The organism is Pseudomonas sp. MPC6, assembly GCF_006094435.1.
Classification (GTDB): domain Bacteria; phylum Pseudomonadota; class Gammaproteobacteria; order Pseudomonadales; family Pseudomonadaceae; genus Aquipseudomonas.
Genome location: NZ_CP034783.1, coordinates 5713303 through 5737608, shown reverse-complemented (window position 1 = coordinate 5737608; position 24306 = coordinate 5713303). Strand labels below are relative to the sequence as shown.

At 59.9% G+C, this 24306-nt stretch carries 23 protein-coding genes; 10 read left to right on the top strand and 13 right to left on the bottom strand.

The genetic code is table 11. The features are described 5' to 3' along the window. The first annotated feature begins 115 nt into the window (after positions 1–115). Both ELQ88_RS28605 and tadA read left to right on the top strand, forming a co-directional pair. Positions 116–1492: a multicopper oxidase family protein gene (locus ELQ88_RS28605; RefSeq protein WP_128872676.1), complete on the top strand. Its 1377-nt coding sequence runs from the start codon at positions 116–118 to the stop codon at positions 1490–1492. After that, positions 1492–1989, top strand: a complete 498-nt coding sequence (gene tadA, locus ELQ88_RS28600) for a tRNA adenosine(34) deaminase TadA (protein ID WP_128872675.1) — start codon at positions 1492–1494, stop codon at positions 1987–1989. The genes ELQ88_RS28605 and tadA overlap by 1 nt, the downstream gene beginning before the upstream one ends. A gap of 132 nt (positions 1990–2121) precedes the next feature. Here the strand turns inward: tadA and cmoB are convergent, their stop codons facing one another. From cmoB to ELQ88_RS34390, 11 genes are all read right to left on the bottom strand, one after another. Further along, a complete protein-coding gene (gene cmoB / locus ELQ88_RS28595) occupies positions 2122–3078 on the bottom strand; it encodes a tRNA 5-methoxyuridine(34)/uridine 5-oxyacetic acid(34) synthase CmoB (RefSeq protein WP_138969011.1) in 957 nt (318 codons plus the stop codon). Then, positions 3075–3854 (bottom strand): carboxy-S-adenosyl-L-methionine synthase CmoA, encoded by a 780-nt coding sequence (gene cmoA / locus ELQ88_RS28590; protein WP_178084715.1) that lies wholly within the window; start codon positions 3852–3854, stop codon positions 3075–3077. Before cmoA ends, cmoB begins: the two co-directional genes overlap by 4 nt. Positions 3855–4084: 230 nt before the next feature. Continuing rightward, positions 4085–4720, bottom strand: coding sequence for a lysoplasmalogenase (locus tag ELQ88_RS28585; RefSeq protein ID WP_128872671.1), 636 nt, complete (start codon positions 4718–4720; stop codon positions 4085–4087). 2 nt (positions 4721–4722) lie between these two features. Beyond that, a complete protein-coding gene (locus ELQ88_RS28580; RefSeq protein ID WP_128872670.1) occupies positions 4723–5115 on the bottom strand; it encodes a protease inhibitor I42 family protein in 393 nt (130 codons plus the stop codon). A gap of 137 nt (positions 5116–5252) precedes the next feature. Beyond that, on the bottom strand, positions 5253–5378 hold the full coding sequence (locus ELQ88_RS35005; protein WP_267464302.1) for a hypothetical protein: 126 nt from the start codon (positions 5376–5378) through the stop codon (positions 5253–5255). A gap of 52 nt (positions 5379–5430) precedes the next feature. Continuing rightward, entirely contained in the window at positions 5431–5889 is a 459-nt protein-coding gene (locus ELQ88_RS28575; protein ID WP_138969009.1) for a hypothetical protein, read from the bottom strand. A gap of 174 nt (positions 5890–6063) precedes the next feature. Further along, entirely contained in the window at positions 6064–8481 is a 2418-nt protein-coding gene (lon, locus tag ELQ88_RS28570) for an endopeptidase La (protein WP_138969008.1), read from the bottom strand. 253 nt (positions 8482–8734) lie between these two features. Beyond that, a complete protein-coding gene (locus ELQ88_RS28560; RefSeq protein WP_128872667.1) occupies positions 8735–9094 on the bottom strand; it encodes a DUF6124 family protein in 360 nt (119 codons plus the stop codon). A gap of 529 nt (positions 9095–9623) precedes the next feature. Beyond that, the gene (locus ELQ88_RS28555) at positions 9624–12035 is read right to left on the bottom strand and encodes a glucose/quinate/shikimate family membrane-bound PQQ-dependent dehydrogenase (RefSeq protein WP_138969006.1); all 2412 of its coding nucleotides are present in this window, start codon (positions 12033–12035) and stop codon (positions 9624–9626) included. Between the two features lie 635 nt (positions 12036–12670). After that, a complete protein-coding gene (locus tag ELQ88_RS28550; RefSeq protein ID WP_138969005.1) occupies positions 12671–14053 on the bottom strand; it encodes a carbohydrate porin in 1383 nt (460 codons plus the stop codon). After that, positions 14011–14289: a hypothetical protein gene (locus ELQ88_RS34390; RefSeq protein ID WP_178084668.1), complete on the bottom strand. Its 279-nt coding sequence runs from the start codon at positions 14287–14289 to the stop codon at positions 14011–14013. Before ELQ88_RS34390 ends, ELQ88_RS28550 begins: the two co-directional genes overlap by 43 nt. A gap of 152 nt (positions 14290–14441) precedes the next feature. Here ELQ88_RS34390 and ELQ88_RS28540 point away from each other — a divergent pair, with 152 nt between their 5' ends. Together ELQ88_RS28540 and ELQ88_RS28535 are read left to right on the top strand one after the other, a co-directional pair. Next, positions 14442–14672 carry a VF530 family protein gene (locus ELQ88_RS28540; RefSeq protein WP_007944895.1) on the top strand — a complete coding sequence of 77 codons (231 nt, stop codon included), beginning with the start codon at positions 14442–14444 and terminating at the stop codon, positions 14670–14672. A gap of 2 nt (positions 14673–14674) precedes the next feature. Then, positions 14675–15316: a Pr6Pr family membrane protein gene (locus tag ELQ88_RS28535; protein WP_128872662.1), complete on the top strand. Its 642-nt coding sequence runs from the start codon at positions 14675–14677 to the stop codon at positions 15314–15316. A gap of 117 nt (positions 15317–15433) precedes the next feature. Here the strand turns inward: ELQ88_RS28535 and ELQ88_RS28525 are convergent, their stop codons facing one another. After that, complete coding sequence (locus tag ELQ88_RS28525; RefSeq protein ID WP_138969003.1) at positions 15434–16219, bottom strand: siderophore-interacting protein; 786 nt, start codon at positions 16217–16219, stop codon at positions 15434–15436. Continuing rightward, positions 16216–16797 (bottom strand): PadR family transcriptional regulator, encoded by a 582-nt coding sequence (locus ELQ88_RS28520; RefSeq protein ID WP_138969002.1) that lies wholly within the window; start codon positions 16795–16797, stop codon positions 16216–16218. The genes ELQ88_RS28525 and ELQ88_RS28520 overlap by 4 nt, the downstream gene beginning before the upstream one ends. Before the next feature lie 515 nt (positions 16798–17312). Here ELQ88_RS28520 and ELQ88_RS28515 point away from each other — a divergent pair. From ELQ88_RS28515 to ELQ88_RS28490, 6 genes are all read left to right on the top strand, one after another. Continuing rightward, on the top strand, positions 17313–17801 hold the full coding sequence (locus ELQ88_RS28515) for a CS1 type fimbrial major subunit (protein WP_128872659.1): 489 nt from the start codon (positions 17313–17315) through the stop codon (positions 17799–17801). A gap of 108 nt (positions 17802–17909) precedes the next feature. Further along, complete coding sequence (locus tag ELQ88_RS28510) at positions 17910–20435, top strand: CS1-pili formation C-terminal domain-containing protein (protein WP_138969001.1); 2526 nt, start codon at positions 17910–17912, stop codon at positions 20433–20435. A gap of 37 nt (positions 20436–20472) precedes the next feature. Further along, positions 20473–21660: a hypothetical protein gene (locus ELQ88_RS28505; RefSeq protein ID WP_138969591.1), complete on the top strand. Its 1188-nt coding sequence runs from the start codon at positions 20473–20475 to the stop codon at positions 21658–21660. A gap of 44 nt (positions 21661–21704) precedes the next feature. Beyond that, positions 21705–22448, top strand: coding sequence for a molecular chaperone (locus ELQ88_RS28500; protein WP_138969000.1), 744 nt, complete (start codon positions 21705–21707; stop codon positions 22446–22448). A 33-nt stretch (positions 22449–22481) separates the two neighbouring features. Then, entirely contained in the window at positions 22482–22982 is a 501-nt protein-coding gene (locus tag ELQ88_RS28495) for a CS1 type fimbrial major subunit (protein ID WP_128872656.1), read from the top strand. Between the two features lie 77 nt (positions 22983–23059). Then, positions 23060–24274, top strand: a complete 1215-nt coding sequence (locus ELQ88_RS28490) for a hypothetical protein (protein WP_138969590.1) — start codon at positions 23060–23062, stop codon at positions 24272–24274. Positions 24275–24306: the final 32 nt, after the last annotated feature.

Below are 24306 nucleotides of genomic sequence, written 5' to 3'. Positions count from 1 at the left end.
TGCCTTGGGTGTGGCCATCCGCCGCGCCACCCTTACTGTTTCTCATCCGCAGGTGTATCGTATTCGCCTTTTACAGGCCCCGCGCCTGTCGCTGATACGTGAGGTAGTTGAGTTCATGTCCTTTACCCGTCGCCAAATCCTCGGTGGCCTGGCCGGTCTTGTTGTCGTTGGTGTCGGAGCGGGGGGCGCGTCGCGGTACTGGCTGGGCAAGATGGCCGACGCCGACGCGGGCCACGACTATGAGCTGATCGCGGCACCGCTGGACGTCGAGCTGGTGGCCGGGCACACCACCGAAGCCTGGGCATTCGGCCCGTCGGCGCCGGGCACCGAGTTGCGCGTGCGTCAGGGTGAATGGCTGCGGGTGCGATTCATCAACCACCTGCCGGTCGCGACCACCATCCACTGGCACGGCATCCGCCTGCCGCTGGAGATGGACGGCGTGCCCTACGTGTCGCAGCTTCCCGTGTTGCCGGGTGAATACTTCGACTACAAATTCCGCGTGCCCGACGCCGGCAGCTACTGGTATCACCCGCATGTGAACAGCAGTGAAGAACTCGGTCGCGGCCTGGTTGGCCCACTGATTATCGAAGAGCGCGAGCCCACCGGTTTCAAGTACGAGAAGACCTTGAGCCTCAAGAGCTGGCACGTCGATGAAGCGGGCGCCTTTGTCGCGTTCAGCATTCCTCGTGAAGCGGCCCGGGGCGGCACGGCCGGGCGCCTGTCGACGATCAATGGCGTGTCGCAAGCGGTGATCGACTTGCCTGCCGGGCAGATCACCCGCGTGCGCCTGCTCAACCTCGACAACACCCTGACTTACCGCCTGAACATTCCCGGGGTCGAAGCGCAGATCTACGCGCTGGACGGTAATCCCATCGAGCCGCGGCCACTGGGCAAGGAATACTGGCTTGGCCCCGGCATGCGCATTTGCCTGGCGATCAAGGCGCCGCCAGCCGGTGAGGAACTATCCCTGCGCAACGGCCCGGTACGCCTGGGCACGTTGCGCTCGGTGGCGAACACCGATGCACCGACCGCGTGGCCTCCGGCGCTGCCCGCCAACCCGGTGGCCGAGCCGGACCTGGCCACTGCCGAGAAACTCAACTTCAATTTCGAATGGGTGGGTTCGGTGTCGGTGAACGTCGACAACGGCCGGCCGCCGAGCCTGTGGCAGATCAATGGCAAGGCCTGGGACATTACGGACAAGACCTGCGCCGACCGTCCGATTGCCAAACTCGAAAAGGGCAAGAGCTACATTTTCGAACTGAAGAACATGACTCAGTATCAACACCCGATTCACCTGCACGGCATGAGCTTCAAGGTCATCGCCTCGAACCGGCACAAGGTGATTCCGTACTTCACCGACACCTACCTGCTGGGCAAGAACGAACGCGCCCAGGTGGCGCTGGTGGCGGATAATCCGGGGGTGTGGATGTTCCATTGCCATGTGATCGACCACATGGAAACCGGCCTTATGGCCGCCATCGAGGTGGCGTGATGCGTCAGATTCGTCCCGTGGCGATCATCGATCGCAGCCGTGATCGTGATTTCATGCGTGAAGCCCTGACGCTCGCCGCCCAGGGCGCAGCACTGGGCGAAGTGCCGGTGGGCGCGGTGCTGGTCCAAAACGGCGAGATCATCGGCCGCGGCTTCAACTGCCCGATCAGCGGCAACGACCCCAGCGCCCACGCCGAGATGGTCGCGATCCGCGCCGCCGCCCAAGCCGCGAGCAACTACCGTTTGCCGGGCAGTACGCTCTACGTGACGCTTGAACCGTGCAGCATGTGCGCCGGGTTGATCGTGCATTCGCGGATTGCGCGGGTGGTGTATGGCGCTTTAGAGCCGAAAGCCGGGATTGTGCAGAGTCAGGGGCAGTTTTTTACCCAAGGGTTTCTCAACCATCGAGTGCTGTTTGAAGGCGGGGTATTGGCGGAGGAATGCGGGGCGGCCCTGAGCGAGTTTTTCAAGGCCCGCCGCGCAAAACCCGCAGACTGAACACCAAACCCCTGTAGGAGCTGGCTTGCCAGCGAAGGCGGCATCACATTCAACAATGATGTTGACTGATCTACCGCTTTCGCTGGCAAGCCAGCTCCTACAGAGTGATCTCCATCGGTCAGGAGATTGGGGTTACTTGCGGGCCACAATCACCGCCCGCATCGGCGCCGGCAGCCCTTCAATCGTCTTGCCGTGGTCCTCAGGATCAAGGAAGTCGCTCAACGACTGATACTTCATCCACTCCGTCCCGCGCTGTTCCTCGACCGTGGTCACGCTGACATCCACGCACTTCACATCGCTGAACCCGGCACGCCGCAACCACAGCTCCAGCGCCGGCACCGACGGCAGGAACCATACATTACGCATCTGCGCGTACCGGTCTTCCGGTACCAGCACCTGCTGCCGATCGCCTTCGATCACCAGTGTTTCCAGCACCAGTTCGCCACCCTTAACCAGGCAATCCTTCAGCGCCAGCAAGTGCTCGATCGGCGAGCGGCGGTGGTAGAACACCCCCATGGAAAACACCGTGTCGAAACCTTCCAGGTTGGCCGGCAGATCCTCAAAGGGAAACGGCAGGTGCCAGGCGTTGGGCTCGGACAGGTAGCGCTGCACCGCCTGGAACTGGCAGAAGAACAGCCAGTTGGGGTCGACGCCAATCACGCTGTCGGCACCGGCGCCGAGCATGCGCCACATGTAATAACCGTTCCCGCAGCCGACATCGAGGATGCGTTTGCCCTTCAAATCCAGGTGTGGCGCGACCCGCGACCATTTCCAGTCCGAGCGCCATTCGGTGTCGACGTGCACGCCGAACAGATCGAACGGCCCTTTGCGCCACGGCGACAACCCCATCAAGGCCGTGCGCATCTGCGCGCGGGTCTCATCGTCGCACTCGGTGTCCAGCTTCAAGCCGTTCAACAAGTCGACTTCGCTCGGCTGGATCTTCGGCAAGGCGTCCAGCGCGCTTTGCCAACGCTCCAGGTCGCCATGACCCTTTTCCATTTTCTTGTCGAGTTGCGCCTGCAGGGTGTTGGCCCAGTCAGCCAGGGGAGTGCCGGCCAGTCGGCGGGCGAGGGGGGACAGATCGATCATGGCAAGGCAATCAACGAGGCAAAGTTAAGACACTGGAACCATGGCACGACTTTCGAGAACCCGGCCGCCAGCAGGCGCTCGCGGTGTTCTTCGAGGCTGTCGGGCTTCATGACGTTTTCGATGGCGCTGCGCTTCTGGGCGATTTCCAGCTCGCTGTAGCCGTTGGCGCGTTTGAAGGCCACATGCAGGTCGGTGAGCAGCGCGTGCTCTTCGGGATCGTTGAAACGCAGCTTTTCCGAAAGAATCAGCGCACCACCGGGCAAAAGTGACTGGCGGATGCGCGACAGCAACGCGCTGCGCTGGTCCGGGGCGATGAATTGCAGGGTGAAATTCAGCGCCACCACCGAGGCTGGCTGGAACTGCAGGGCGAGGATGTCGCCTTCGATCACTTCGACGGGCAGCAACTCCTGGAACATCGAGTCCTGGCCATTGAGATACTCGCGGCAGCGTTCGACCATGGCCGCGGAGTTATCCACAGCGATCACCCGGCAACCGTCGGTGCGCACATGGCGGCGCAAGGCCTGGGTCACGGCGCCGAGGGACGAGCCCAGGTCGTAGAGCACGCTGTTCGGTTGAGCGAACTGTGCGGCAAGCACGCCGAGGTTTTCAACGATGGTCGGATAACCCGGCACCGAGCGCTTGATCATGTCCGGGAACACCCGCACCACGTCCTCATTGAAGGCGAAGTCAGGCACCTGGGCCAAAGGCTGGGCGAAAAGGCGATCGGGTTCTTTGCTCACGGCGGTTCCAGCGGCTTGGGTGGAAAAGGCCGGCATTTTAGCCAACTTGGCGTGGGGATGCGCGGGTTGTCTGATAAACCGGTGGTGTCGCCCTCGTTCTAGCGGTGAAGTGCTGTTGTGGCGAGGGAGCTTGCTCCCGTCCGGCCGATCCGCGCCCAGGCGCAGCAGTCGTAGACCCGGCCAATCGGGGGATCAGATAAAACTCGATTGAATGGTGTTGGGGCTGCTTCGCAGCCCAGCGGGAGCAAGCTCCCTCGCCACAGGGTTCAGCGCGGTTTCTGGGTGAACGCCGAGGCGGTGATTCCCCATTGCCCCAGCCAATAGCTGAGGATAATCACATAAGGCGCGGCATGGAACGGCGCGACAAAGCGGTCGATGCCAATCACGCTGTCGGAAAACACAAACGCCACCGCGCCCGCCGCCGCCAACAGGGCCGAGCGTTTCGGCACATCGGTGCCGAGTCGGGCCAGCGCCCGCCAGAGCATGGCGCTGATGGCCAAGCCATAGACAATCACCGGGATCAGTAGTGGACCCAACCCATTGGCAATCAAGATCCCCAGCAACAACGCGCCGACGCCCAGAGCGATGATCAGCGGCAATACCGCCAACCGCCGGCAATCGCTCAAGTAAGCTTTCAGATACGCCAGGTGGGCCAGCAGAAACGCCCCGAGGCCGAATACAAACAAATCCCCCGGCCACGCCAGCAGCACATCGCCGAGCAGGGAGAACATCAATCCAAGGCTGATCCAGCGTCGATATTCGCTGGGCGGTGCATCGTGCAGCCAACCGAGCAAGGCCAGTACCGGCAAGGGCTTCACCAACAGGCACAGCAAGGCGGCATGCACGCTGAGGCCGTAGAGGAACGTCACCGCCCCCATCAGTGCCAGAATCAGCCAGCCCACGATCAGTTAACCGAGATGACGCAGTCGAATGTTTCCACCGGCAACACTTCCGGCGCCCAGGGCTGCTGGGACGTCAGGCGCAAGCGCCCGGTACCGTTGGCGAAGGCCTGGAAGCGCCAGATCGAGACCCCGGCAGCGCCAACGACACCGGCGTCTTCCGGGTTGCTGTACACCTCGGGGCCCAGCGCACGCAACACGCCACCGGCCGAGTCCTGGATGGCCCAGCGATAACCCGTGGTCGGGTTGCTGGGCAGCCTCAGGGTCAGGGTTTGCCCAGAGTGCAGTTTCGTCGGGCATGCGCTTTGTTTTTCCACGGTCACGTTGTGTGCAGGTTGCGTGGCGCAGGCGGCCAGCAAGGCGAAGGCGAGGGGGATCAACAAGCGGGTGGGGGACATAAGTCAGCAGCTCCTGCGTTCACGACGAACGGCGAGCATAGCTGAAGATGAGACAAATTGTGACCAGAGCCGGATGGAAGAAAATGCTCACGCATCGGGCTCTGGTGCGAGGAATAAAATCGAAGCTGATCTGGCTCTTATTCGGTGACGCCGAGCTCACCTTCAATATCGCCAATTCGGGATAGGGTAAAGCCAAGCTTTATTTGATGTTCTTTAGTGATGTTGCCGAAGTTGGTGTCTAACGTGCCGGTGCCGATGGCCACGGTTATCGCCTTGTCCGGGTAGAAAACGTCGCGAAATTTTCCGCCTTGTATCTTAGTTTTCCAGGGAGAAAGCAAACGCGCCTTCGGATGTAAATTCACGATTTTGTTTGTCTTTAAAATAGGTATTGAATGAGCCGGAGTATTCTCGCTTGTCAGCGCTTACGAATAGATCCAGGACGCCTTTAAATGCATAGTAGGTGGCGTAAGGTGGAAGGAATTCGGTAAAAGCGATCTCGATCAATTGACCGGTGGACGGTAGTGTGTAAACCCCGGTTTCGATAGTTTTCGGTAGATAAAAATCGAAGGCGCGATCTTGAGGGCTGTGTTTTTCACCGGCTTTGAAGATAGCCACAATTTCCCGGGAGCCGACGCTGACGTAAAACTCTTCGGAGTTGAATGCCCCGCGGTCCTGAACGGTGGCGTTCAAGTAATTATTTTGGCAGCACCGACGGTATTCTCTTTCATCATTGATGCAGTTGTCGACAAGGTTTCTACGGAGTTGGATGTTCATGGGTTTATCTCTTTCAATGATGGTTGGAGACTTTAATGTACCGTCAATGAAGAGGCCGGAATACTGTTAGAGTTAACGGGTTTGTAGATGAATATGTTTCAGGTTGTAGGTGTTGTTCGATGAAAAAAAATGGCCAGACAATAGTCTGGCCATTCCAGTGTCGCGTTTGTTGGCTTAGAACAAAATCTTCGCCACATCCGCAAAGCGCTTGGCAAAGTGTACGGTTATCCCTTCCTTCAGATAATCTGGAAGTTCTTCAAAACTACCACGGTTCGGCTCCGGCAGGATCAATTCGAAAATCTTCTGCCGCCGTGCCGCAATGACCTTCTCGCGTACCCCGCCAATCGGCAATACATGCCCGGTCAGTGTCAACTCGCCGGTCATGGCGATACCTTTTTTCGGCGCCTGGTTTCGGGCGAGCGAGAGCAGGGCGCTGGCCATGGTCACGCCCGCGCTTGGGCCATCTTTCGGGGTGGCGCCTTCAGGAACGTGCAGGTGGACGAAGGCTTCGTCGAAGAACTTCGGATCGCCGCCAAACGACTTCAGGTTGGAACTGACGTAGCTGTAGGCGATTTCCGCCGACTCCTTCATCACGTCACCCAGTTGCCCGGTGAGTTTGAAACCACGGTTCAAGGTGTGAATCCGCGTCGCTTCGATCGGCAGGGTTGCGCCGCCCATGCTGGTCCAGGCCAGGCCAGTGATGACACCCGTGCCCGACAGCACCTGCTCGTTGCGGAACACCGGATGGCCGAGGGAGGCTTCCAGGTCTTTCGGCCCGAGCTTGATCACCGCTTTCGGCTCTTCGATCAGCTTGACCACGGCCTTGCGCACCAGTTTGCCCAGTTGTTTTTCCAACTGCCGCACCCCGGCTTCACGGGCGTAGCCGTCGATCAAGGCTTTCAACGCGCTGTCGCTGATGGCCAGGCTGCCTTTGGACACACCGGCTTTCTCGAGCTGCTTGGGCCACAGGTGGCGCTTGGCAATGGCGATTTTTTCTTCGGTGATGTAACCCGACAGGCGAATGACTTCCATCCGGTCCAGCAACGGGCCGGGAATCGAATCCAGGGTATTGGCGGTGCAGATGAACAGCACTTTCGACAAATCCAGACGCAAGTCCAGGTAGTGGTCGAGGAATTCGACGTTCTGTTCCGGGTCCAGGGTTTCCAGCAGCGCCGAGGCCGGGTCGCCCTGGTAGCTCTGGCCCATCTTGTCGATCTCGTCGAGCATGATCACCGGGTTCATCACTTCGACGTCTTTCAACGCATGGACGAGTTTGCCTGGCTGCGCGCCGATATAGGTGCGGCGATGGCCCTTGATCTCCGCTTCGTCGCGCATGCCGCCGAGGCTGAAGCGGTAGAACGGCCGGCCCAGGGATTCGGCGATGGATTTGCCGACGCTGGTCTTGCCCACGCCCGGCGGGCCCACCAGCAGCACGATGGAGCCGCTGATCTCGCCCTTATAGGCACCGACCGCGAGGAATTCGAGGATGCGATCCTTGATGTCGTCGAGGCCGGCGTGGTGTTTATCCAGCACCTTGCGGGCGTGCTTGAGGTCGAGTTTGTCCTCGCCGTACACGCCCCACGGCACCGAGGTCGCCCAGTCGAGGTAGTTGCGGGTCACCGCGTACTCCGGCGAGCCGGTCTCGAGGATCGACAGCTTGTTCATTTCCTCGTCGATGCGTTTCTGCGCCTGGGCCGGCAACACTTTGTCTTCCAGGCGCTGCTCGAACTGTTCGATGTCGGCGCTGCGGTCGTCCTTGGTCAGCCCCAGCTCTTGCTGAATGACCTTCAACTGCTCCTTGAGGAAGAATTCACGCTGATGTTCGCCGATCTTGCGGTTAACTTCGGCGGAAATCTCTTTCTGCAGCCGTGCGACCTCGACTTCCTTGCGCAGCATCGGCAGGACTTTTTCCATGCGCTTGAGCATGGGCACGCAATCGAGCACTTCCTGCAGTTCACTGCCTGTTGCCGAGGTGAGCGCAGCGGCGAAGTCGGTCAGTGGCGACGGGTCATTGGGGCTGAAGCGGTTGAGGTAGTTCTTCAGCTCTTCGCTGTACAGCGGGTTGAGCGGCAACAGTTCCTTGATCGCGTTGATCAGCGCCATGCCGTAGGCCTTGACCTCGTCGGTCGGCTCGGTGGGCTGGTGCGGGTATTCGACTTCCACCAGGTACGGCGGGCGATGGTGCTTGAGCCAGGTCTTGAGACGCACACGAGTCAGGCCCTGCGCGACGAATTGCAGTTTGCCGTTTTCGCGGCTGGCGTGGTGCACCTTGACCAGCGTGCCATAGAGTGGCAAGGCCGAGGTATCGAAGTGGCGGGGGTCTTCCTGGGGCGTGTCCATGTAGAACAGGGCCAGGCAGTGGTGATCGGATTTGCTCACCAGATCCAGGGTTTCAGCCCAGGGTTCCTCATTGACGATGACCGGCAGTACCTGGGCCGGGAAGAACGGGCGATTGTGGATCGGGATGATGTAGACCTTGTCCGGCAGGTTCTGACCTGGCAGGGCGAGGCCTTTGCCGGTGGAATGATGTTCAACGTTCTCCGGGTCGGCGTATTCGCTGGGGTCTTCAGGGAATTCTTGCTGGTCGCTCATGGGGCACCTGCGCAATGGAGTATGGGTCTTAGATGGGGCAGGTGGAGGGTGGTTTCAATGGTCGCTATTAATTCAGGATGTTCGGTTTTGCTCCTGGTAGGAGCGAGCTTGCTCGCGAAAAACCTGAAAACGCCGCGGGGCATCAGGCCCGGCGCGTCATCGTTGACGACCATCGCGAGCAAGCTCGCTCCTACAAAAGGGCAGCAAACCATTTCACATCAGAAGCGGCAAAAACTGGTTATTGGCACCGTGCTCATGCAGGTGAATCGATCTGATCCAGCACCCGATTCGCCGTGATCTCCGCGAGCATGATGCTATTTGAAATACCCAGAAGAGCATTGCGCGATCCGCCGTCCAGGTGATCCACCAGGTGATGGACCATCACATCGACCGAGGCCAGCGTCTCGACCAGATAGACCACGAGGGTTTCGGTCGTGGCCTTTGGGTCCACTGTGAACAGGGTGCTGGGCGTGCGTGGGGTGGCTTTGATGTCGGCGGTCGACGGGAAGTGGAGATCGAGGGCGCGTTCGGCGGCTTCGTTGAGTTTGTTCGAATCGGCGGCGTAGGGGGAGACGGTGTCGTTTTCGGGGGGATTCGGGGTTGGTTTGAACATGGTGAAGCTCCATTCGAAGAAAGAGAGTTCGCCACGACTGCGACCAAGCAGTTGGGTGGCGAACCGTACGCAGGTTGGTCGACCAGGGAATGGAACCCGGCAGGGCCGAAGCCCTCCCACGCACAGCTCGCCATGAAGCAAGCACGAAAAGTGCGCCATTCTAAACCTGGGCGACCAAACCCGTTCGCTGAATTTGCAGCGACCCCGAAGCCTATCCTCCCGACTTCCGACACGGCAACCGATAGAAGTTGTCGGAATACTTCCCGGTAACCGCTAAATCTGTAGGACGTGCGCAAATTATTTCGAGCCGATCACGATCAAATGTGGGAGCGGGCTTGCTCCGGGCGGCGTTCCGACGAAGGCTGTTTAACATTCCGCATCTGAGTTGGCTGACACAACGCTTTCGCGAGCAAGTCGGATCGCCGCACCGCCGCTCCCACATTTATTCGGCAGTGTGGCAAAAAATAGCGTTCATAAAAAAAGGCGACTCCCTCGCAGGAGTCGCCTTTGATTTGACTGCCGCTAAAACTTACTCGGACAGTTTGTACGCAATCACATAGTCACCCTGCTTGGTGCCCAGCGAACCATGACCGCCAGCAACCACCAGCACATATTGCTTGCCGTCCTTGCCGGTGTAGGTCATCGGGGTGGTTTGCGCGCCGGCTGGCAGGCGGCCTTCCCACAGTTGCTTGCCGTTTTTCACGTCGTAGGCACGCAAGTACTGGTCAAGCGTACCGCTGAGGAAACCCACGCCACCGGCGGTAGTGAAGGTTCCGCCCAGGCTGGGTACGCCCATGCTCAACGGAATCGGAACCGGCGAGCTGTCGCGCACGGTGCCGTTCTTGTGCTTCCAGATGGTTTTGCTGGTGGTCAGGTCGATCGCGGCCACGTAGCCCCAGGCCGGTGCCTGGCACGGCAGGCCCATGGGCGACAGCAGCGCTTCGAGGACCACGCCGTACGGCGCGCCTTTGTTCGGCTGCACGCCTTCGGTTTCGCTCTTGCGCGGGCCTTGGGCGGCGATTTCCGATGCCGGGATCATTTTCGATTTGAACGCCATGTAGCTCGGGTTCACGAAAGCGATCTGGCGCACCGGGTCAACCGCGATGCCGCCCCAGTCGAACACGCCGAAGTTGCCGGGATAGACAATCGAGCCTTGCAGCGATGGCGGAGTGAACGGGCCGTCGTAGCGCATGGACTTGAAGTCGATCCGGCAAATCAACTGGTCGAACGGGGTGACGCCCCACATGTCGCGCTCTTGCAACGGCGGCGGCATCAGGTTCAGCTCGGATTTCGGCTGGGTCGGTGAGGTGCGATCGCCTTCGACAGCGCCTTGTGGCACCGGCACTTCGTGGATCGGCACGATGGGTTCGCCGGTGCTGCGGTCCAGCACGTAGATGCTGCCTTGCTTGGTGGATGCCAGAACTGCCGGCTTCACGCCGTCGGCGGTTTTCAGGTCCATCAGGGTGGGCTGGCCACCGACGTCCATGTCCCACAGGTCATGGTGGGTGAACTGCATGTGCCAGCGCACCTGGCCGGTCGCGATGTCGAGGGCGGTGAGGCCCGCGGCATGCAGTTCCGACTCAGGCGTACGATCGCCACCGAACTGATCCGGGGTCTGGTTGCCCATCGGCAGGTAAAGCATGCCGAGCTTTTCGTCGACCGCGAACATGGACCACATGTTCGGTGAGTTGCGGGTGTAGACCTCGTCTGCAGCGATAGGGGTGGTGTCGTCCGGGTTGCCGCTGTCCCAGTTCCACACCAGCTTGCCGGTGTGCACGTCGAACGCGCGGATCACGCCGCTGGGCTCGTCGGTGGAGACGTTGTCGGTGACGTGGCCGCCAATCACCACCAGGTCTTTGGTGACCGCTGGAGGGGAGGTGGAGTAGTAACCGCCGGCGGTGAAGCCGCCGATGTTGGCGCGCAGGTCGACCTGGCCTTTGTCGCCGAAGTCTTCGCACATCTTGCCGGTGTCGGCGTCGAGGGCGATCAGGCGCGTATCGGCGGTCGGCAGGAAGATGCGACGTGGGCAGACGGTGCTGACGGGCGTCGTGCTGGCGGTGCCGGTCGGGCTCTGCTCGGAGGCATAGACGGCGTCATCGTGATAGGTCACGCCACGGCAGGTCATGTGCGCCCAACCCTTGAAGTTCTGCGCGTTCTGGGTGGAGAGCTTCGGATCGAAACGCCAGATTTCCTTGCCGGTGTCCGGGTCCAGGGCGATCACCTGGCTGTGCGGCGTGCACACGTAGAGCATGCCGTTGACTTTCAGCGGGGTGTTTTCGGCGGTGGTTTCACCCGGGTCGTTCGGCCCTGGCAGGTCGCCGGTGCGGTAGGTCCAGGCCGGTACCAGTTTGTTCACGTTCTGCGGGGTGATCTGGGCCAGTGGCGAGTAACGGTCGCCATGGGCGCTGCGGCCGTAGGAATTCCAGTCTCCGTCCGGCATGGCCGGGGCGGTGTTGGTCATGCCCGGCACGCTGTCGCGGTCCAGTTGGCCTTTGATTTCACCGGGGTTGGTGAATTGGCTGGCCAGCGCAGTGGCGCCCGCGAGCACCACGGCCACGCTCAGCGCGCCGGTGCCCATCGGCGCGGCGCCTGCGCGCAACAGCGGACGACGGAACCACGGCAGCAGCATGACGATGCCCAGTGCAAACAGCATGGCCAGGCGCGGCACCAGTTGCCACCAGTCGAGGCCGACTTCCCACAGGGCCCACACCGTGCTGGCGAACAGCACCAGTGCGTACAGGCCCAGCGCAGCGCGGCGCGCGGCAATCAGCAGCACGCCGGTGAGTGCCAGGCCGATACCGGCCAGCAGGTAGTACAGCGAGCCGCCGAGCAGGCTCAGCTTGATCCCCCCGGCCAGCATGGCCAGGCCCATTAGCAGAAGCAGGATGCCGAGCAGGCTCGGCAGCAGACGGCTTCGACTCAAAGCACCATCAGTGCTCATAGTGTGGTTCTCCGTGACGTTTTAAGTAGTCCCGCGCAAGTTCACTGTAGATGACGATCTCGTGCGGGCTGGGTTCATATGAAAATGGTGCGGTGGAATGCGACCCCCTGTAGGAGCTGGCTTGCCAGCGAAAGCGGTGTGTCAGCTGACATCTGCGCCGGCTGACACGCCACCTTCGCTGGCAAGCCAGCTCCTACAGGGTTGCGGTGTGTCAGCTGACATCTGCGCCGGCTGACGCGCCGCCTTCGCTGGCAAGCCAGCTCCTACAGGGTTGCGGTGTGTCAGCTGACATCTGCGCCGGCTGACGCGCCGCCTTCGCTGGCAAGCCAGCTCCTACAGGGTTGCGGTGTGTCAGCTGACATCTGCGCCGGCTGACGCGCCGCCTTCGCTGGCAAGCCAGCTCCTACAGGGTTGCGGTGTGTCAGCTGACATCTGCGCCGGCTGGCACGCCGCCTTCGCTGGCAAGCCAGCTCCTACAGGGTTGCGGTGTGTCAGCTGACATCTGCGCCGGCTGGCACGCCGCCTTCGCTGGCAAGCCAGCTCCTACAGGGTTGCGGTGTGTCAGTTGACATCTGCGCCGGCTGACACGCCGCCTTCGCTGGCAAGCCAGCTCCTACAGGGGGTTACGGTGTTGGTTAGAACGATGACTGGATCTTGATCCCGCCAATCAGCGCGTCATCGACCCGGTCGACGCCACCGGGGTGGCGGATGTATTGCAGATTCGGGCGCACGGTCAGCCAGTTCGTGACGTGCACGCCGTAATAGAGTTCGGCGCTGTATTCGGTGTCTTGCGGCGGCAGGAACGACGGGTCGTTGTAATCGGATACCGCGCGAGCCTGGTTAGTCGCCTCGGCGTTCTTGCGATAGGCCGGGTTGACGTGGACCCGAGCGACGGCGAAGCCGATATCGTCCCGGGCGCGGGCATCGAACAGGCCTTTGTAGACGACGCCGGCCTGGACATAGTTGTCGATGGCATTGGTCTTCTTGTCATGCATCGTGCCGTTGGCGAACACGCTCAAGCCGCGGGAGTGGTCGCTGGCGCGGCTGGTCAGTTGCTGTTGCACACCGAGCCACACCCCGTGTTTGCTGGATGCGCTGCGGTAAGCCTCGCCACTCAGGGCCGCCGGCTGGCCATTGCTGTCCTTGTAGGCATCGGTGGCGTTGGCGTTGCTGTAGTAGTAACCGGCGCGGTATTCACCCGGCAGGCCATTGAGCTTCGGCGACCACACCAGCTCCACGGGCAGGATCGCGCCCTGGGTGCCACTGCCGCTGAGTTTGAAACCATTGTCGCGATCCAGGTTCGACGGGTTTTGCTCGTAAGCGCCGATCTGCGCGTAGAGCTGCGGCGTCAGGTGATATTTGACCCGCATCGCCCACTGGCTGACCGGCCAGTTGTACCAGATGCCCCCGACCCAGTTACCGACCTGGGAGCCACAGAACGCCAGGTTCTGGAAATCGCAGGGAAAGCTGTTGAAGTCCTCGCCTTCGCCGAAGCGACCGACCTTGATGTCGAGTTTCTGATCGAAGAATTTCTGCTGATACCACATCTGCGTCAGGCGCCAGGTCTGGCCACGGCCCCAGACTTCCTGGGCCGAGGTGAAGCCGCCGACCCGTGGATCGTTGATCCGGTCGTTGCTGATGTTGTTGCCGCTGCGCTCGGTGATGGTCAGCTGAAACTCGGCAGCGTCCCAACCGAGGATTTTCTGCAGGTCCAGGTGAGTGCCGAAGCCGAACTGATCACTGTAGCGAGCGGTGCGATCGTGGTCGTAACCGCCGTGCAGGTTGCTACCCATTTCACCGGTGTAATCGACTTTGAAGTCGTAGCCTTTAGCCGATAGCTCGGTGCGCGCGCCATTCCAGTCGCCGAGCATCCATGGTGAGTCACTGTCGAAAGCCGGGGCCGCATGGACGCAGGTCGCGAGGTTTAACACGGCGAAACCGCCGATCATGTTCAGGGCTTTTCGACTGGCAACAGTCATGCAGACAGCGCTATCTCGCGAAGATTGAAAATAAGGCATAGGGAAGAAATTCTTGATCTTTTTCTGGGATGAACGGAAAGCAGCAGAGATGAAGCGGGCGGCGGAAGCGTTTCAGCTTGGCGGGTGTAAGGATAATGTCCTGTTACAAATAGAGAAAGGGCTTTTACTGACATGCAGCGTTTCGGAATTGGTAACAGTCGGCGGATATCAAATCCCATATCCACCGAAGATCCTTGTAGGAGCTGGCTTGCCAGCGAATGCTGTGTGTCGGTCAACTTCGTTGTCGCCTATGAAATTGCCTTCGCTGGCAAGCCAGCTCCTACAGGTTCACCTACATTTAACGAACAGCGCACAGATCGCTTTCCCCGGATGAAGCCCTCGGCTAAGGTGCGCGGCTTCCAATTCCTACTTCGCTCGAAGGCCTGGCATGACCGAACAGAATAACAACCCACTGCACGGCGTGACGCTCGAGCAGATCCTCAATGCCCTGGTTGAGCACTACGAATGGTCGGGGCTGGCCGAGCGCATCGATATCCGCTGCTTCAAGAGCGACCCGAGCATTAAATCGAGCCTGACCTTTTTGCGCAAAACCCCCTGGGCGCGGGAGAAGGTCGAACGCTTGTATGTGAAGTTGATGCGCACCAAGCGTCCGGTCTGAACATGGTCCGCCCGTCTGCCGCGCGGCGTCGCTTTGTGGCGGTGGCTGCCTTCCTCGGCTGGGCGGGATTGAGCATTCAGCTGTACCTGATTCTTTACCTGCGCTGGAGTATCGAAGCCAGCCTGCTCGGCGGGTTGATGAGTTTCTTCAGCTATTTCACCGTACTGACCAACACGCTGGTGGCCACTGTGCTGACGTGTGAGCTGACGTCCCGCGAGTCGGCGGCGCGACGCTGGTTTTTGCAGCCGGGGGTGAGCAGTGGCATTGCGGCGAGTATGGCGCTGGTGGGGCTGGCGTACAGCCTGTTGTTGCGCCATTTATGGCACCCCGAAGGCTGGCAGTTGCTGGCTGATGAGTTGATGCATGATGTGATGCCGCTGCTGTTTCTTGGCTGGTGGTGGTGCTGTGTGCCCAAAGGCACCTTGCGTCCAAGGCACATCGCGCTGTGGCTGATCTATCCGCTGGTGTACTTCGCTTATGCGCTGCTGCGTGGGCATCTGCTGGCGGCTTATCCGTATCCGTTCATTAATGTCGAGAAGCTGGGTTATCCACAGGTGTTCGTGAATGCGGGTGGGTTGTTGGTGGGATTTGTGGGGATTGGCTTGCTGGTGATTGGCCTGGATCGGTGGCGGCGTAACCCCTGAATCGCCTCGGGACCCTGTAGGAGCCGGCTTGCCGGCGAAAGCGGTGGGTCAGTCACCACATGCGCCGAATGACACACCGCCTTCGCTGGCAAGCCAGCTCCTACAGGGGGATTGGGTTTATTCTTCGGCGGTGTCGTCCAGCCGCCAATAGCCAACCGCTTTGACGAACTGCTCGTCCAGCCCATGCTCATCCAGCAACACCCGGCGAATCTGCCGCGACACTTTGCTTTCGGTCGCCACCCAGGCGTACAGCTTGCCACTGGGCACCTGCAGTTCTTTCACTGTGGCCAGCAGGTTGTTCCTGCCGCCTTCACGCAATACCCAGATCACATTGACCTGCGCCGGGCTTTCGAGCGTTTGTTGCTCGGCGCCGTTTTCCACTTCCACGATCACCAGTGCCCGCCGGTTGGCCGCCAGGCCTTCCAGGCGCCGGGCGATGGCGGGCAGGGCGGTCTCGTCGCCGATCAGCAGGTAGCTGTCAAAGATGTCGGGCACGATCATCGAACCCCGTGGCCCGCCGATGTGCAGGAACTGGCCAGGTGTGGCCTGTTCGGCCCAGGTCGCGGCCGGACCGTCGCCGTGCAGCACGAAGTCAATGTCCAGCTCCAGTGTGTCGAGGTCATAACGCCGCGGGGTGTAGTCGCGCATGGCCGGCATCGGGCCTTGGTCTTTGCCGGCACCGAGTACCAGGGTGTCCAGCGTCGCCTGTTCCGCCGCGTTCTGCGGGAACAGCAGTTTGACGTGATCGTCGGTGCCAAGGCTGACAAAGCCTGCCAGCTCAGGGCCGCCCAAGGTGATCCGGCGCATGCGCGGGGTCAGGTCGATCACCCGCAGTACTTGCAGCCGACGGCGCTTGATTTCGTGCATGACGCGGTGAATGGCTTGGGTATCGACATCGGTCATTCGGCTTTCTCCTGGGCGGCTTGAACGGCGGGGCCGTCGACGATGGCTTTGGCGGTGTCATTGAGCAGGTCGCGTACTCGCAGGATTTCTTCCGGACTCCAGCGACCGTGATGCATGTGCAAGGCATGGCGCAGGTTGTGCACGGCTTCGTGAATTTCGGCCGGGCGATCATGGCCGCGCAATGAGCGCTTGCTGACTTCGATGCGCATGCGCACGCCGTCCAGGGCAATCACTTGCTCACTCAAGGAAACGCGTCCGGCGTCGGTCACGCTGTAGCGTTTTTTCCCGCCCGCGGCATCGCCCTCAATCATTTCGCTTTCTTCCAGAAACGTCAGGGTCGGGTAGATGACGCCGGGGCTGGGGCTGTAGGCGCCGTCGAACATGTTTTCAATCTGGCGGATCAGGTCGTAGCCGTGGCATGGCTGCTCGGCGATCAGCGCCAGCAGCAGCAATTTCAAATCGCCGGCGGCGAAGACGCGGGGGCCGCGTCCGCCGCGCTCGCGGCCGGGCCCGGGGCGCTTTTCGAAGCCGTCGCGGCCGTCGTTATGGTCGCGGTGGGGGGAATGATGGTCTCTCATTTTTGCTTGCTCTCCTGGTGTTTAGATACAACTTAAGATATATCTTATGGCGAAGGCAAGACGTTTTTTGCCGCAGGCAGGCCTCTGTTGACGAGCGGTGGGTTGCTTGAAATTGGGTCATTGCGCAGAAAAATTCGCTGTATGCCGGCTTTTTTTTTGTGAAATCAGGGTTATTGGATGACTTAAAGCAATTGCTCTAATAATAGTTGAGCTTTTATTCTAAACTCCTTATAAATCTACTATCTATTACGCGAAATCCCTGTATGGTTTTTTAAGTAAATCTGTATGTAGGGCATAACTTACAGTCGCTGTTTTGTATTTTGATTTTTTGTATCTTTTTCCTTCGGGTTGTAAGGTGGTTTTACTACGACCTCTGAGGAAGTTGCCTGCTTACTTTCCGGAACGGGAAGGTGAAGATGCACCGGCGTTGGAAGTTCAAACAAAACGACCCGAGACAGGGAAGACACTTTTGAACTTTCAATGAACCGATTCCATCTAGAAAACAGGTATTTAAAATGTTCAAGAAATTCGCAATCGCTGCCCCGTTGGCACTTCTGGCACTGGGTTCTTCCGGAGCGTTCGCTGCCGGTGAAGCCGCTCATTCCATTAGCATCGTCGCTCACGTGCCGACCAACGGCTTCTACGTGGTGCCGGTCGATCCTGATCTGGTCACCAAGGATCAGCGCATGGACCACAATCCGGGCACGGGCAAGATGGACGAGGTCAAGGGGTTTTTTGACGTTCGCAACAACAACGGCTCTGTCCACGCCAGTGTTGTCACGGCTCCCAAGTTGATTTCCGGCGCGGACACCATTGATCTGAAAGTAGAACTCAATGGCAAGGAATTGACGACTACGCCACAGCAGGTAGTTGGCGAAGCTGAGTCCGATGTGAACTACCGCGCGGCGCTGCGTATCAGTTCGACTAATGCGACCCCCGCGGCAGGCGACTACACCGGTGTGGTGGCAATGGTATTCGACGCTGTTCCACCCGTAGCACTGTAAGCGTCCTGCTGGCCTGAAACGCCATCATCCACGGTGGTGTTAACCGGCGGGCATACACCTTTGTATGTCCGCCGGACTTCAACCTGTTCGTAATCAGAGTAAGAGTTCATGTTCCCGATGACACCCATCGCGGCTGCGCTTGCGCTGTTGTTTTGTGCCAGTGCAGTGGCGGCTCCCGTTTCTTCCGCCGGTACGACACCGCGCAGCCTGTTGGCCCAGGCCAAAGGCCTGCCGGCGGATTTCGAGGAGCATTTCTTTGATGTGCCTCTGGCTGTTCGGGTGGAACTCGATCAACAGCCGCTGGGCGAGGCCATGGTGGTGCTGTCTCGTGACGATCGCATCACCCTGCTCGAATTTACCGACACCAGCGACAACCGCTTTGGCCCCGCCGAGCGGGAAAAATGGGCGAGTTATCTCAAGCCAGGCGTACTGCTGGGCAATTGCACCGGCTCATGTCCGGATCAGGTGCTGGCCGTGCACTACAACCTGGAAAACTCGTTGGTCTCGATCCTCACCGAAAACGCTGAACGCGATGTTGAAGCCAAGCGTTACTTCGATCAGCCCGCGGGCGGCAGCAGCGGTTTGATGGTCCGTAACCAACTCAACCTCAATGGCGGCCAGGATCAGGATCTGGGCGGGCGTTATGGCCTCGAAGCCAGCGCGAGCCTGGGCAACTGGAGCCAGACCTTCAACATGCAATTGGCCCGCCTCGGCGGTCCCGATGACAAGCTCTATCATGCGGTGCATGAGCTTTACACCCAGCGCGAACTGCAAGGCAGCTTCCTGCGCCTGGGCTATTTCACCCCCAATTCCGAAGGGCTGACCCGCCAACCGCGCACGTTTGGCACCAGCCCCGATACAGCCGTCGGCGTCATGTACGGCAGCTCCGACAGCCTGGCGATCAACAGTCCGATGCCCAGCGTCTACCCGATCTACGTCACGGCCAATCGCCAGGGTTCGGTGGAGATCTATCGCGACGGCCTGTTGATCAACAGCCAGTCGGTGCCCGCGGGTTTGCAGACCCTCGATACCCGTCCGCTGCCCGGCGGCATCTACGAAGTGGAAGTGCGCCTGGTCGAAGACGGCCAGATCACCTCCACCACCCAGGAGCTGGTGTACAAGCCCAACAACTGGCGCAACCTCGACGATCGCTGGCGCTACAACCTGTTCGCCGGCGAAGAAAGCAAGCTGCTGAGTAACTGGGATCAACAGTCCAGCGGCAGTGCCACGGCAGGCGCCTCGGTCAATTACCTGATGCACCCGCGGGTGATTCTTGGGCTGTCGGCACGGCAGATTCGCGACAAACTGCAATACGGCAGCTCCATCGACTGGACCCTGGCCAATCAAATCAGCCTGTACGCCAACCTGTACCAGACGCAGGATCATGGCACCGGTCTCGATCTGCAAAGCCTCTATAACTATGGCGCCGGCAGCGTGGTGATCAGCCACAACCGCAGCTGGCTGGACACCACCAACCTCTACGAAACCCTGCCCGACGGCACCCGGATCCGCCAGCGCAATGTCTTCGTCGGCGAGACCAGCAACTCATCCCTGGCGCTGAACCATCGGCTCAGCAGCAAAAGTTCGATCAACGCCCGGGTATCCCACAGCGAGGGCAACGTCGAAGGCGTCGGCCTGGACCTGGGCTGGAATCAGCGCACCACGCTGTTCGGCAGCGATGGCAACTGGCGGTTGTCGCTGTTCGACCGGCCGGGCAGTTTCAGCAGTGGCAGTGAGCGCAATCGCGGGGTCGACCTGAGCGTCAACCTGGCACTGGGCGCGCCTGGCCAGCAGATCACCGGCAGCATCGGCTCGCGTACGGCGCGCGATGGCGGTCGCGACAACAACGCCTCGATCGGCTGGCGCAAGGACCTGAAAGATCACGTGCTGCAAAATGTCTCGGTGACTGGGCTCACCGACACTTACGGCGTCGGTTTGTCCAGCCTGGCAAATTTTCGCACCGACCACATCAATGGCGACGGGTTTGTTCAGCGCTCGTCCTATAACGGTAACTACACCGGCGGCCTGAACCTGGACAGCACCCTGGCCATCGGCGGCGAGCAAATGATGCTGACCAGTCAGCATGAGGTGCGCGGGGCAGGGCTGATCGTCGATGTGGAATCGGACATCGATGATATCGCCTTGCGCGCGGATGATTTCAGCGGCGGCAGTGCGGCGTTGAAGCCGGGGCGCAACTTCATCCCGATCACCGCGTATCAGAACAGCTCGGTGAGTTTCGACTTCGAGGGCAACCACGTGCCGGCGGCCACCATCGAACCGGCGCGCACCCGCTATCACCTGAACAAGGGTGGCGTGGAGTACCGCAAGGTCCGCGTGATGAAAACCCTGACCGTGCTCGGCCGGCTGGTCGATGCGCAGGGGCGACCGCTCAAGGGCCATCACGTGATCAACCACGCCAGTCGCGGGGTGACGGAAGTCGACGGGTTCTTCTCGATGGAAATGAATGCCGGTTCACCGACGCTGGAAGTGCGCCAGGGCAATCAGTTGCTGTGCCAGTTCCGGCTTGATGCAAGTCGTCATCGCAGTGAAAACAATGTGTTGATGATCGGTGATCTGCGCTGCACGCCGGATACCCTCGCCGACGCCACGTCCACTGAACAGAAGGCGGGATGATCCAGTGAAAAACTCTACCTGGCGCTTGGGATGGTTGATGGCACTGAGTCTGTCTTCGGCGCAGGCAGCGAATCGGGAGATCAGTGCGTTGTTCCAGCCGGATCCTTCGCAGCCTGCCAAAAATGTATTTCTCAACAAAACGCAGAACAGTGGTTATTGCGCGAGCTATCCGGGCGAATGCGCTATCAACAACATGTTCAGTATTCAGTTGCCGGTTCGTTTCGATTCCACTCGCGCCATCGTGGCCGGCGACGGTATCCCGTTGAAGGTTCCGGCCAATTGGCGGCAACTGACAGTCACCAATAGGGAGACCCAGGAAACGGAAACCGTCGAGGTGCGCATCATCGGTATTGGCTCCAGATTCACTCTGAGCGATACAGCAGCCAATCTGGTGGGAGTAACGGACGTACTCGAAGGCCATCAGAAACTGTGGACCAGCAATAGCTGGGTCTATGCGCCTGCGCCCTGTCAGTACAGCGGAGTGGGGTCGTACACACCAAGCTCCTACCGTTTTTTCTGGAAAGCACCCGTGGAGGCGGCCTGCACCAAGGTAGCCGCTTTCAGCATTCCGTCCATGTCCTTCGATACCCTCGACTTTGCCTATGAGCTACGGACTCCCAACCCCTTGGGCATGTCGAGCGGGCTCTACACCGGTGCCATTTCCTACACCATCGGTCCCGGCGCCGATTTCGATCTGGGGCCACTGATGCAACCGGACGACAGCAGCCTGACCCTGGACTTCGTGCTCGACGTACAACACACCCTGAAGGTGGAGATTCCACCCGGGGGCAATCGAGTCATATTGGAACCGCAAGGCGGGTGGCAGTCCTGGTTGACACAGGGGCGTAAAGCGACACGTTTTTTCCGCGATCAGACGTTCTATATCTCCGCCTCGAGCCGTTTCAAGATGAACCTGCAATGCCAGTACTACAGCGGTAACAACTGTGCGTTGTGGGAGCCGACCGTCGGCCACTCGGTGCCGCTCGAAGTCAGCGTCACGTTGCCTGCCGGGCTGGTGGATGCGGCGGAGCAACCGGTGAATCGTCGTCCACTGCGGCGCGATGGCATTGGCACCGAATTGTTTCAACCTGGCATTTATCTGAATCGCAAGCCCGGCACTCTGCATTTCGAAGTGGCCCGCGAGGCGGTTCAGGAAATGCTCTATCCCGGGGCCTCCCGAAGTTATTCCGGCAATGTCACCGTGATCTGGGATTCCGAACTCTGACCTTCCGGGTCGACCATCTTTTATTTTTCATGAGGTTCAGGGCGATGAAGCGTCTGTTGTGGATGTGTGTGTTTTGTGTGTATCCCCTTGGGGGACAGGCCGGTCCTCAGATCAATATCGGCACTGTGTACGACTATCTGGATGCCGATAAAAGCACTTACTTGAAACGGGTGTTCAACAGTGGCGACAGCACGGCGTTCGTCAAGGTCAACGTACTGGAAATCGTCTACGGCGCCGACGGGACCCCCAGGGAAATTCCAGTCGAGACGGCAACCGACGGCGCGTCGCGCAATGGCGTGATGGCCAGCCCGGCCCGGCTGATCGTGCCGGCGCAGGGCATGCAGGGCACCCGGCTGTTGTACATGGGCGAGCGGGATCGTGAACGCTACTTCCGTGTGCGTTTCGTGCCGGTGGTCCCGGAAAAGGAAGACGAGTTCGCTGTCTCCAGCGAAGAACGCGAAGACTACAAAAAGAACCTGTCGGCGGGGGTCAACGTGATGACCGGCTTCGGCACGGTCTTCTTCGTGCGACCGAAAAACGCTCGCTTCGAGAGCGCCATCAATGAAACCGACAGTCGCTACGAGTTGCGCAATAACGGCAACACAGTGGTCATCGTCGATGAGTTCAAAAGCTGCTCATTGAGCAATGAAAACGACTGCGCAGCGACCACCAAGCACCACGTCATGGCCGGCAAGGCCTTTGGCTTCGACAAGGAAAAGGGACGTGAATACCGTTTCATCCTGATCGAAGGCGACAGTAAAAAAGCCCTCAAGATCGCCAGCCGCTAGGCCGGCGTTCCATTGACGCAACGGGTATCGAACATGATCAAGCAATGCGCCGCCGTCGCGCTGACGGCAATGACGGTATTGACGGGCTCTTTGACGTGGGCTGCCCGGGAAGAGCACACCTTTGAAGTCTCAGTGATCATCCCGACCCTCGCGTTTTACGTGATCCCGGCCGAACCGGACTGGATTCACCGGCCACAGCGGCTGAACTGGAACCTCTCGAATTCGACCCTGAGCAGCGTGCGCAAGAATTTCGACGTGCGCCATGACACCAGCGCGATTGAAGCACGCCTGGAAGCCGCCCCCTACCTGTCCAACGGCAGGCCGAGCGACGACATTGCCTTGCGGGTCAGTTTCAACGGTGTGGAGTTGAGCCATGACACGAGCCCCCGTGAAGTGCTGTCGGTGGCAGAAGCGGCGGTGGGCAAGCGGGTGATGCTGGAGATTGCGCCGGTGCAACCGGAGGGCGGTTATCGCCCGGGGGACTACAGCGGCAATGTGCTGTTGTTGTTCAGTGCCAGGGCGCCGGGGGAATGAGCTGAAGCAGGAGCTTATGGGCCCGTGGACGGATTTGCATGGGAATAGCGGACAGAATGACCAAGAGCGTATGAATGATGAAGCTGGCAAGTAAGGCGAGGGGCCTGTGTGCACTGGTATCGGCAGGCTTCGCGGTATCGGCAGGTGCAGCGAATGTGGAGATCACGGCGTTGTTCCGACCTGATCCGACCAATCCCATGCACAATGAATTCGAGAATAAAACACCCCAGGGCGGCTACTGTGGTGATCATCCGAATTATTGTGAGAGCGGCGTCTTCAGCATCGCCTTGCCGATTCGCTTCCGGTCAGTGGCGGCTATCCCGGCACTGCATGGCGAGCGCCAGGGCCCAATGTTCCGGGTACCCTCCTCCTGGAGGGATGTCAGGGTCATCCATGACGAGACTGGCGAAGAAGCGCTGGTGAGGATGCGGGTGAACGGTATCGGCGCTGCCTACACACTCAAAAAACCTCTTCCGGAAGGGACCTGGCAGAGTGGATGGGTCTACGCGCCATCACCCTGTCAGTATGGTGGTGTGGGGTACGGTCATTCCACGTACTACGCTTTCTTCTGGCGGGTTCCGGCTGACGCGGGCATTTGCTCCAAGCAGGCGCAAAAAACGATTGATGAATCCTATGGTTTTGCTTACGAAAACACAGGGTTTTCCTATCAATTGACGACGCCCAACCCGCTCAAAATGTCGACGGGCACCTACCGTGGTGTATTGAACTACCGCGTGGGGCCTGGCCAGGATTTTGACATGGGTGATGTCATGGTGGCTGACGATGATTTGATTTCCCTGGCCTTCACCCTGGTTGTCGAACACACATTGAAAGTCGACATTCCCCCCGGCGGCAACCGCGTCGTATTGGAACCGCAAGGCGGCTGGCAAACCTGGCTGTCACAGGGTCGCAAACCCACACGTTTGTTCCGTGATCAGACGTTCAATATCTCCGCGTCGAGCCGCTTCAAGATGAACCTGCAATGCCAGTACTACAGCGGCAATAACTGTGCACTGTGGGAGCCGACCGCTGGCCACGCGGTGCCGCTGGAAGTTCGCGTCTCCCTTCCCGCCGGGCTGGCGGATGCGGCGGGGCAGCCGGTGAATCGCCGTCAGTTGCGGCGTGATGGGGTAGGCTCCGAGCTGTTTCAGCCTGGCTATTACCTGGATCGCAAGCCCGGCACCCTGCATTTTGAAGTCGCCCGCGAGGCGGTTCAGGAAATGCTCTATCCCGGTGCCTCGCGAAGCTATTCGGGCAATGTCACGGTTGTCTGGGATTCGGAGGTGGGATGAACAAGGTGCCAGATGAAAAAAACAGCCCTGGG

What these genes read in the sequence shown, in the direction of transcription:
- ELQ88_RS28605 (WP_128872676.1), top strand. Translation starts at nt 116, where the DNA reads ATGTCCTTTACCCGTCGCCAAATCCTCGGTGGCCTGGCCGGTCTTGTT.
- tadA (WP_128872675.1), top strand. Translation starts at nt 1,492, where the DNA reads ATGCGTCAGATTCGTCCCGTGGCGATCATCGATCGCAGCCGTGATCGT.
- cmoB (WP_138969011.1), bottom strand. Translation starts at nt 3,078, where the DNA reads ATGATCGATCTGTCCCCCCTCGCCCGCCGACTGGCCGGCACTCCCCTG.
- cmoA (WP_178084715.1), bottom strand. Translation starts at nt 3,854, where the DNA reads ATGCCGGCCTTTTCCACCCAAGCCGCTGGAACCGCCGTGAGCAAAGAA.
- ELQ88_RS28580 (WP_128872670.1), bottom strand. Translation starts at nt 5,115, where the DNA reads ATGTCCCCCACCCGCTTGTTGATCCCCCTCGCCTTCGCCTTGCTGGCC.
- ELQ88_RS28575 (WP_138969009.1), bottom strand. Translation starts at nt 5,889, where the DNA reads ATGAACATCCAACTCCGTAGAAACCTTGTCGACAACTGCATCAATGAT.
- lon (WP_138969008.1), bottom strand. Translation starts at nt 8,481, where the DNA reads ATGAGCGACCAGCAAGAATTCCCTGAAGACCCCAGCGAATACGCCGAC.
- ELQ88_RS28560 (WP_128872667.1), bottom strand. Translation starts at nt 9,094, where the DNA reads ATGTTCAAACCAACCCCGAATCCCCCCGAAAACGACACCGTCTCCCCC.
- ELQ88_RS28555 (WP_138969006.1), bottom strand. Translation starts at nt 12,035, where the DNA reads ATGAGCACTGATGGTGCTTTGAGTCGAAGCCGTCTGCTGCCGAGCCTG.
- ELQ88_RS28550 (WP_138969005.1), bottom strand. Translation starts at nt 14,053, where the DNA reads ATGCCTTATTTTCAATCTTCGCGAGATAGCGCTGTCTGCATGACTGTT.
- ELQ88_RS28540 (WP_007944895.1), top strand. Translation starts at nt 14,442, where the DNA reads ATGACCGAACAGAATAACAACCCACTGCACGGCGTGACGCTCGAGCAG.
- ELQ88_RS28535 (WP_128872662.1), top strand. Translation starts at nt 14,675, where the DNA reads ATGGTCCGCCCGTCTGCCGCGCGGCGTCGCTTTGTGGCGGTGGCTGCC.
- ELQ88_RS28525 (WP_138969003.1), bottom strand. Translation starts at nt 16,219, where the DNA reads ATGACCGATGTCGATACCCAAGCCATTCACCGCGTCATGCACGAAATC.
- ELQ88_RS28520 (WP_138969002.1), bottom strand. Translation starts at nt 16,797, where the DNA reads ATGAGAGACCATCATTCCCCCCACCGCGACCATAACGACGGCCGCGAC.
- ELQ88_RS28515 (WP_128872659.1), top strand. Translation starts at nt 17,313, where the DNA reads ATGTTCAAGAAATTCGCAATCGCTGCCCCGTTGGCACTTCTGGCACTG.
- ELQ88_RS28510 (WP_138969001.1), top strand. Translation starts at nt 17,910, where the DNA reads ATGTTCCCGATGACACCCATCGCGGCTGCGCTTGCGCTGTTGTTTTGT.
- ELQ88_RS28505 (WP_138969591.1), top strand. Translation starts at nt 20,473, where the DNA reads ATGGCACTGAGTCTGTCTTCGGCGCAGGCAGCGAATCGGGAGATCAGT.
- ELQ88_RS28500 (WP_138969000.1), top strand. Translation starts at nt 21,705, where the DNA reads ATGAAGCGTCTGTTGTGGATGTGTGTGTTTTGTGTGTATCCCCTTGGG.
- ELQ88_RS28495 (WP_128872656.1), top strand. Translation starts at nt 22,482, where the DNA reads ATGATCAAGCAATGCGCCGCCGTCGCGCTGACGGCAATGACGGTATTG.
- ELQ88_RS28490 (WP_138969590.1), top strand. Translation starts at nt 23,060, where the DNA reads ATGAAGCTGGCAAGTAAGGCGAGGGGCCTGTGTGCACTGGTATCGGCA.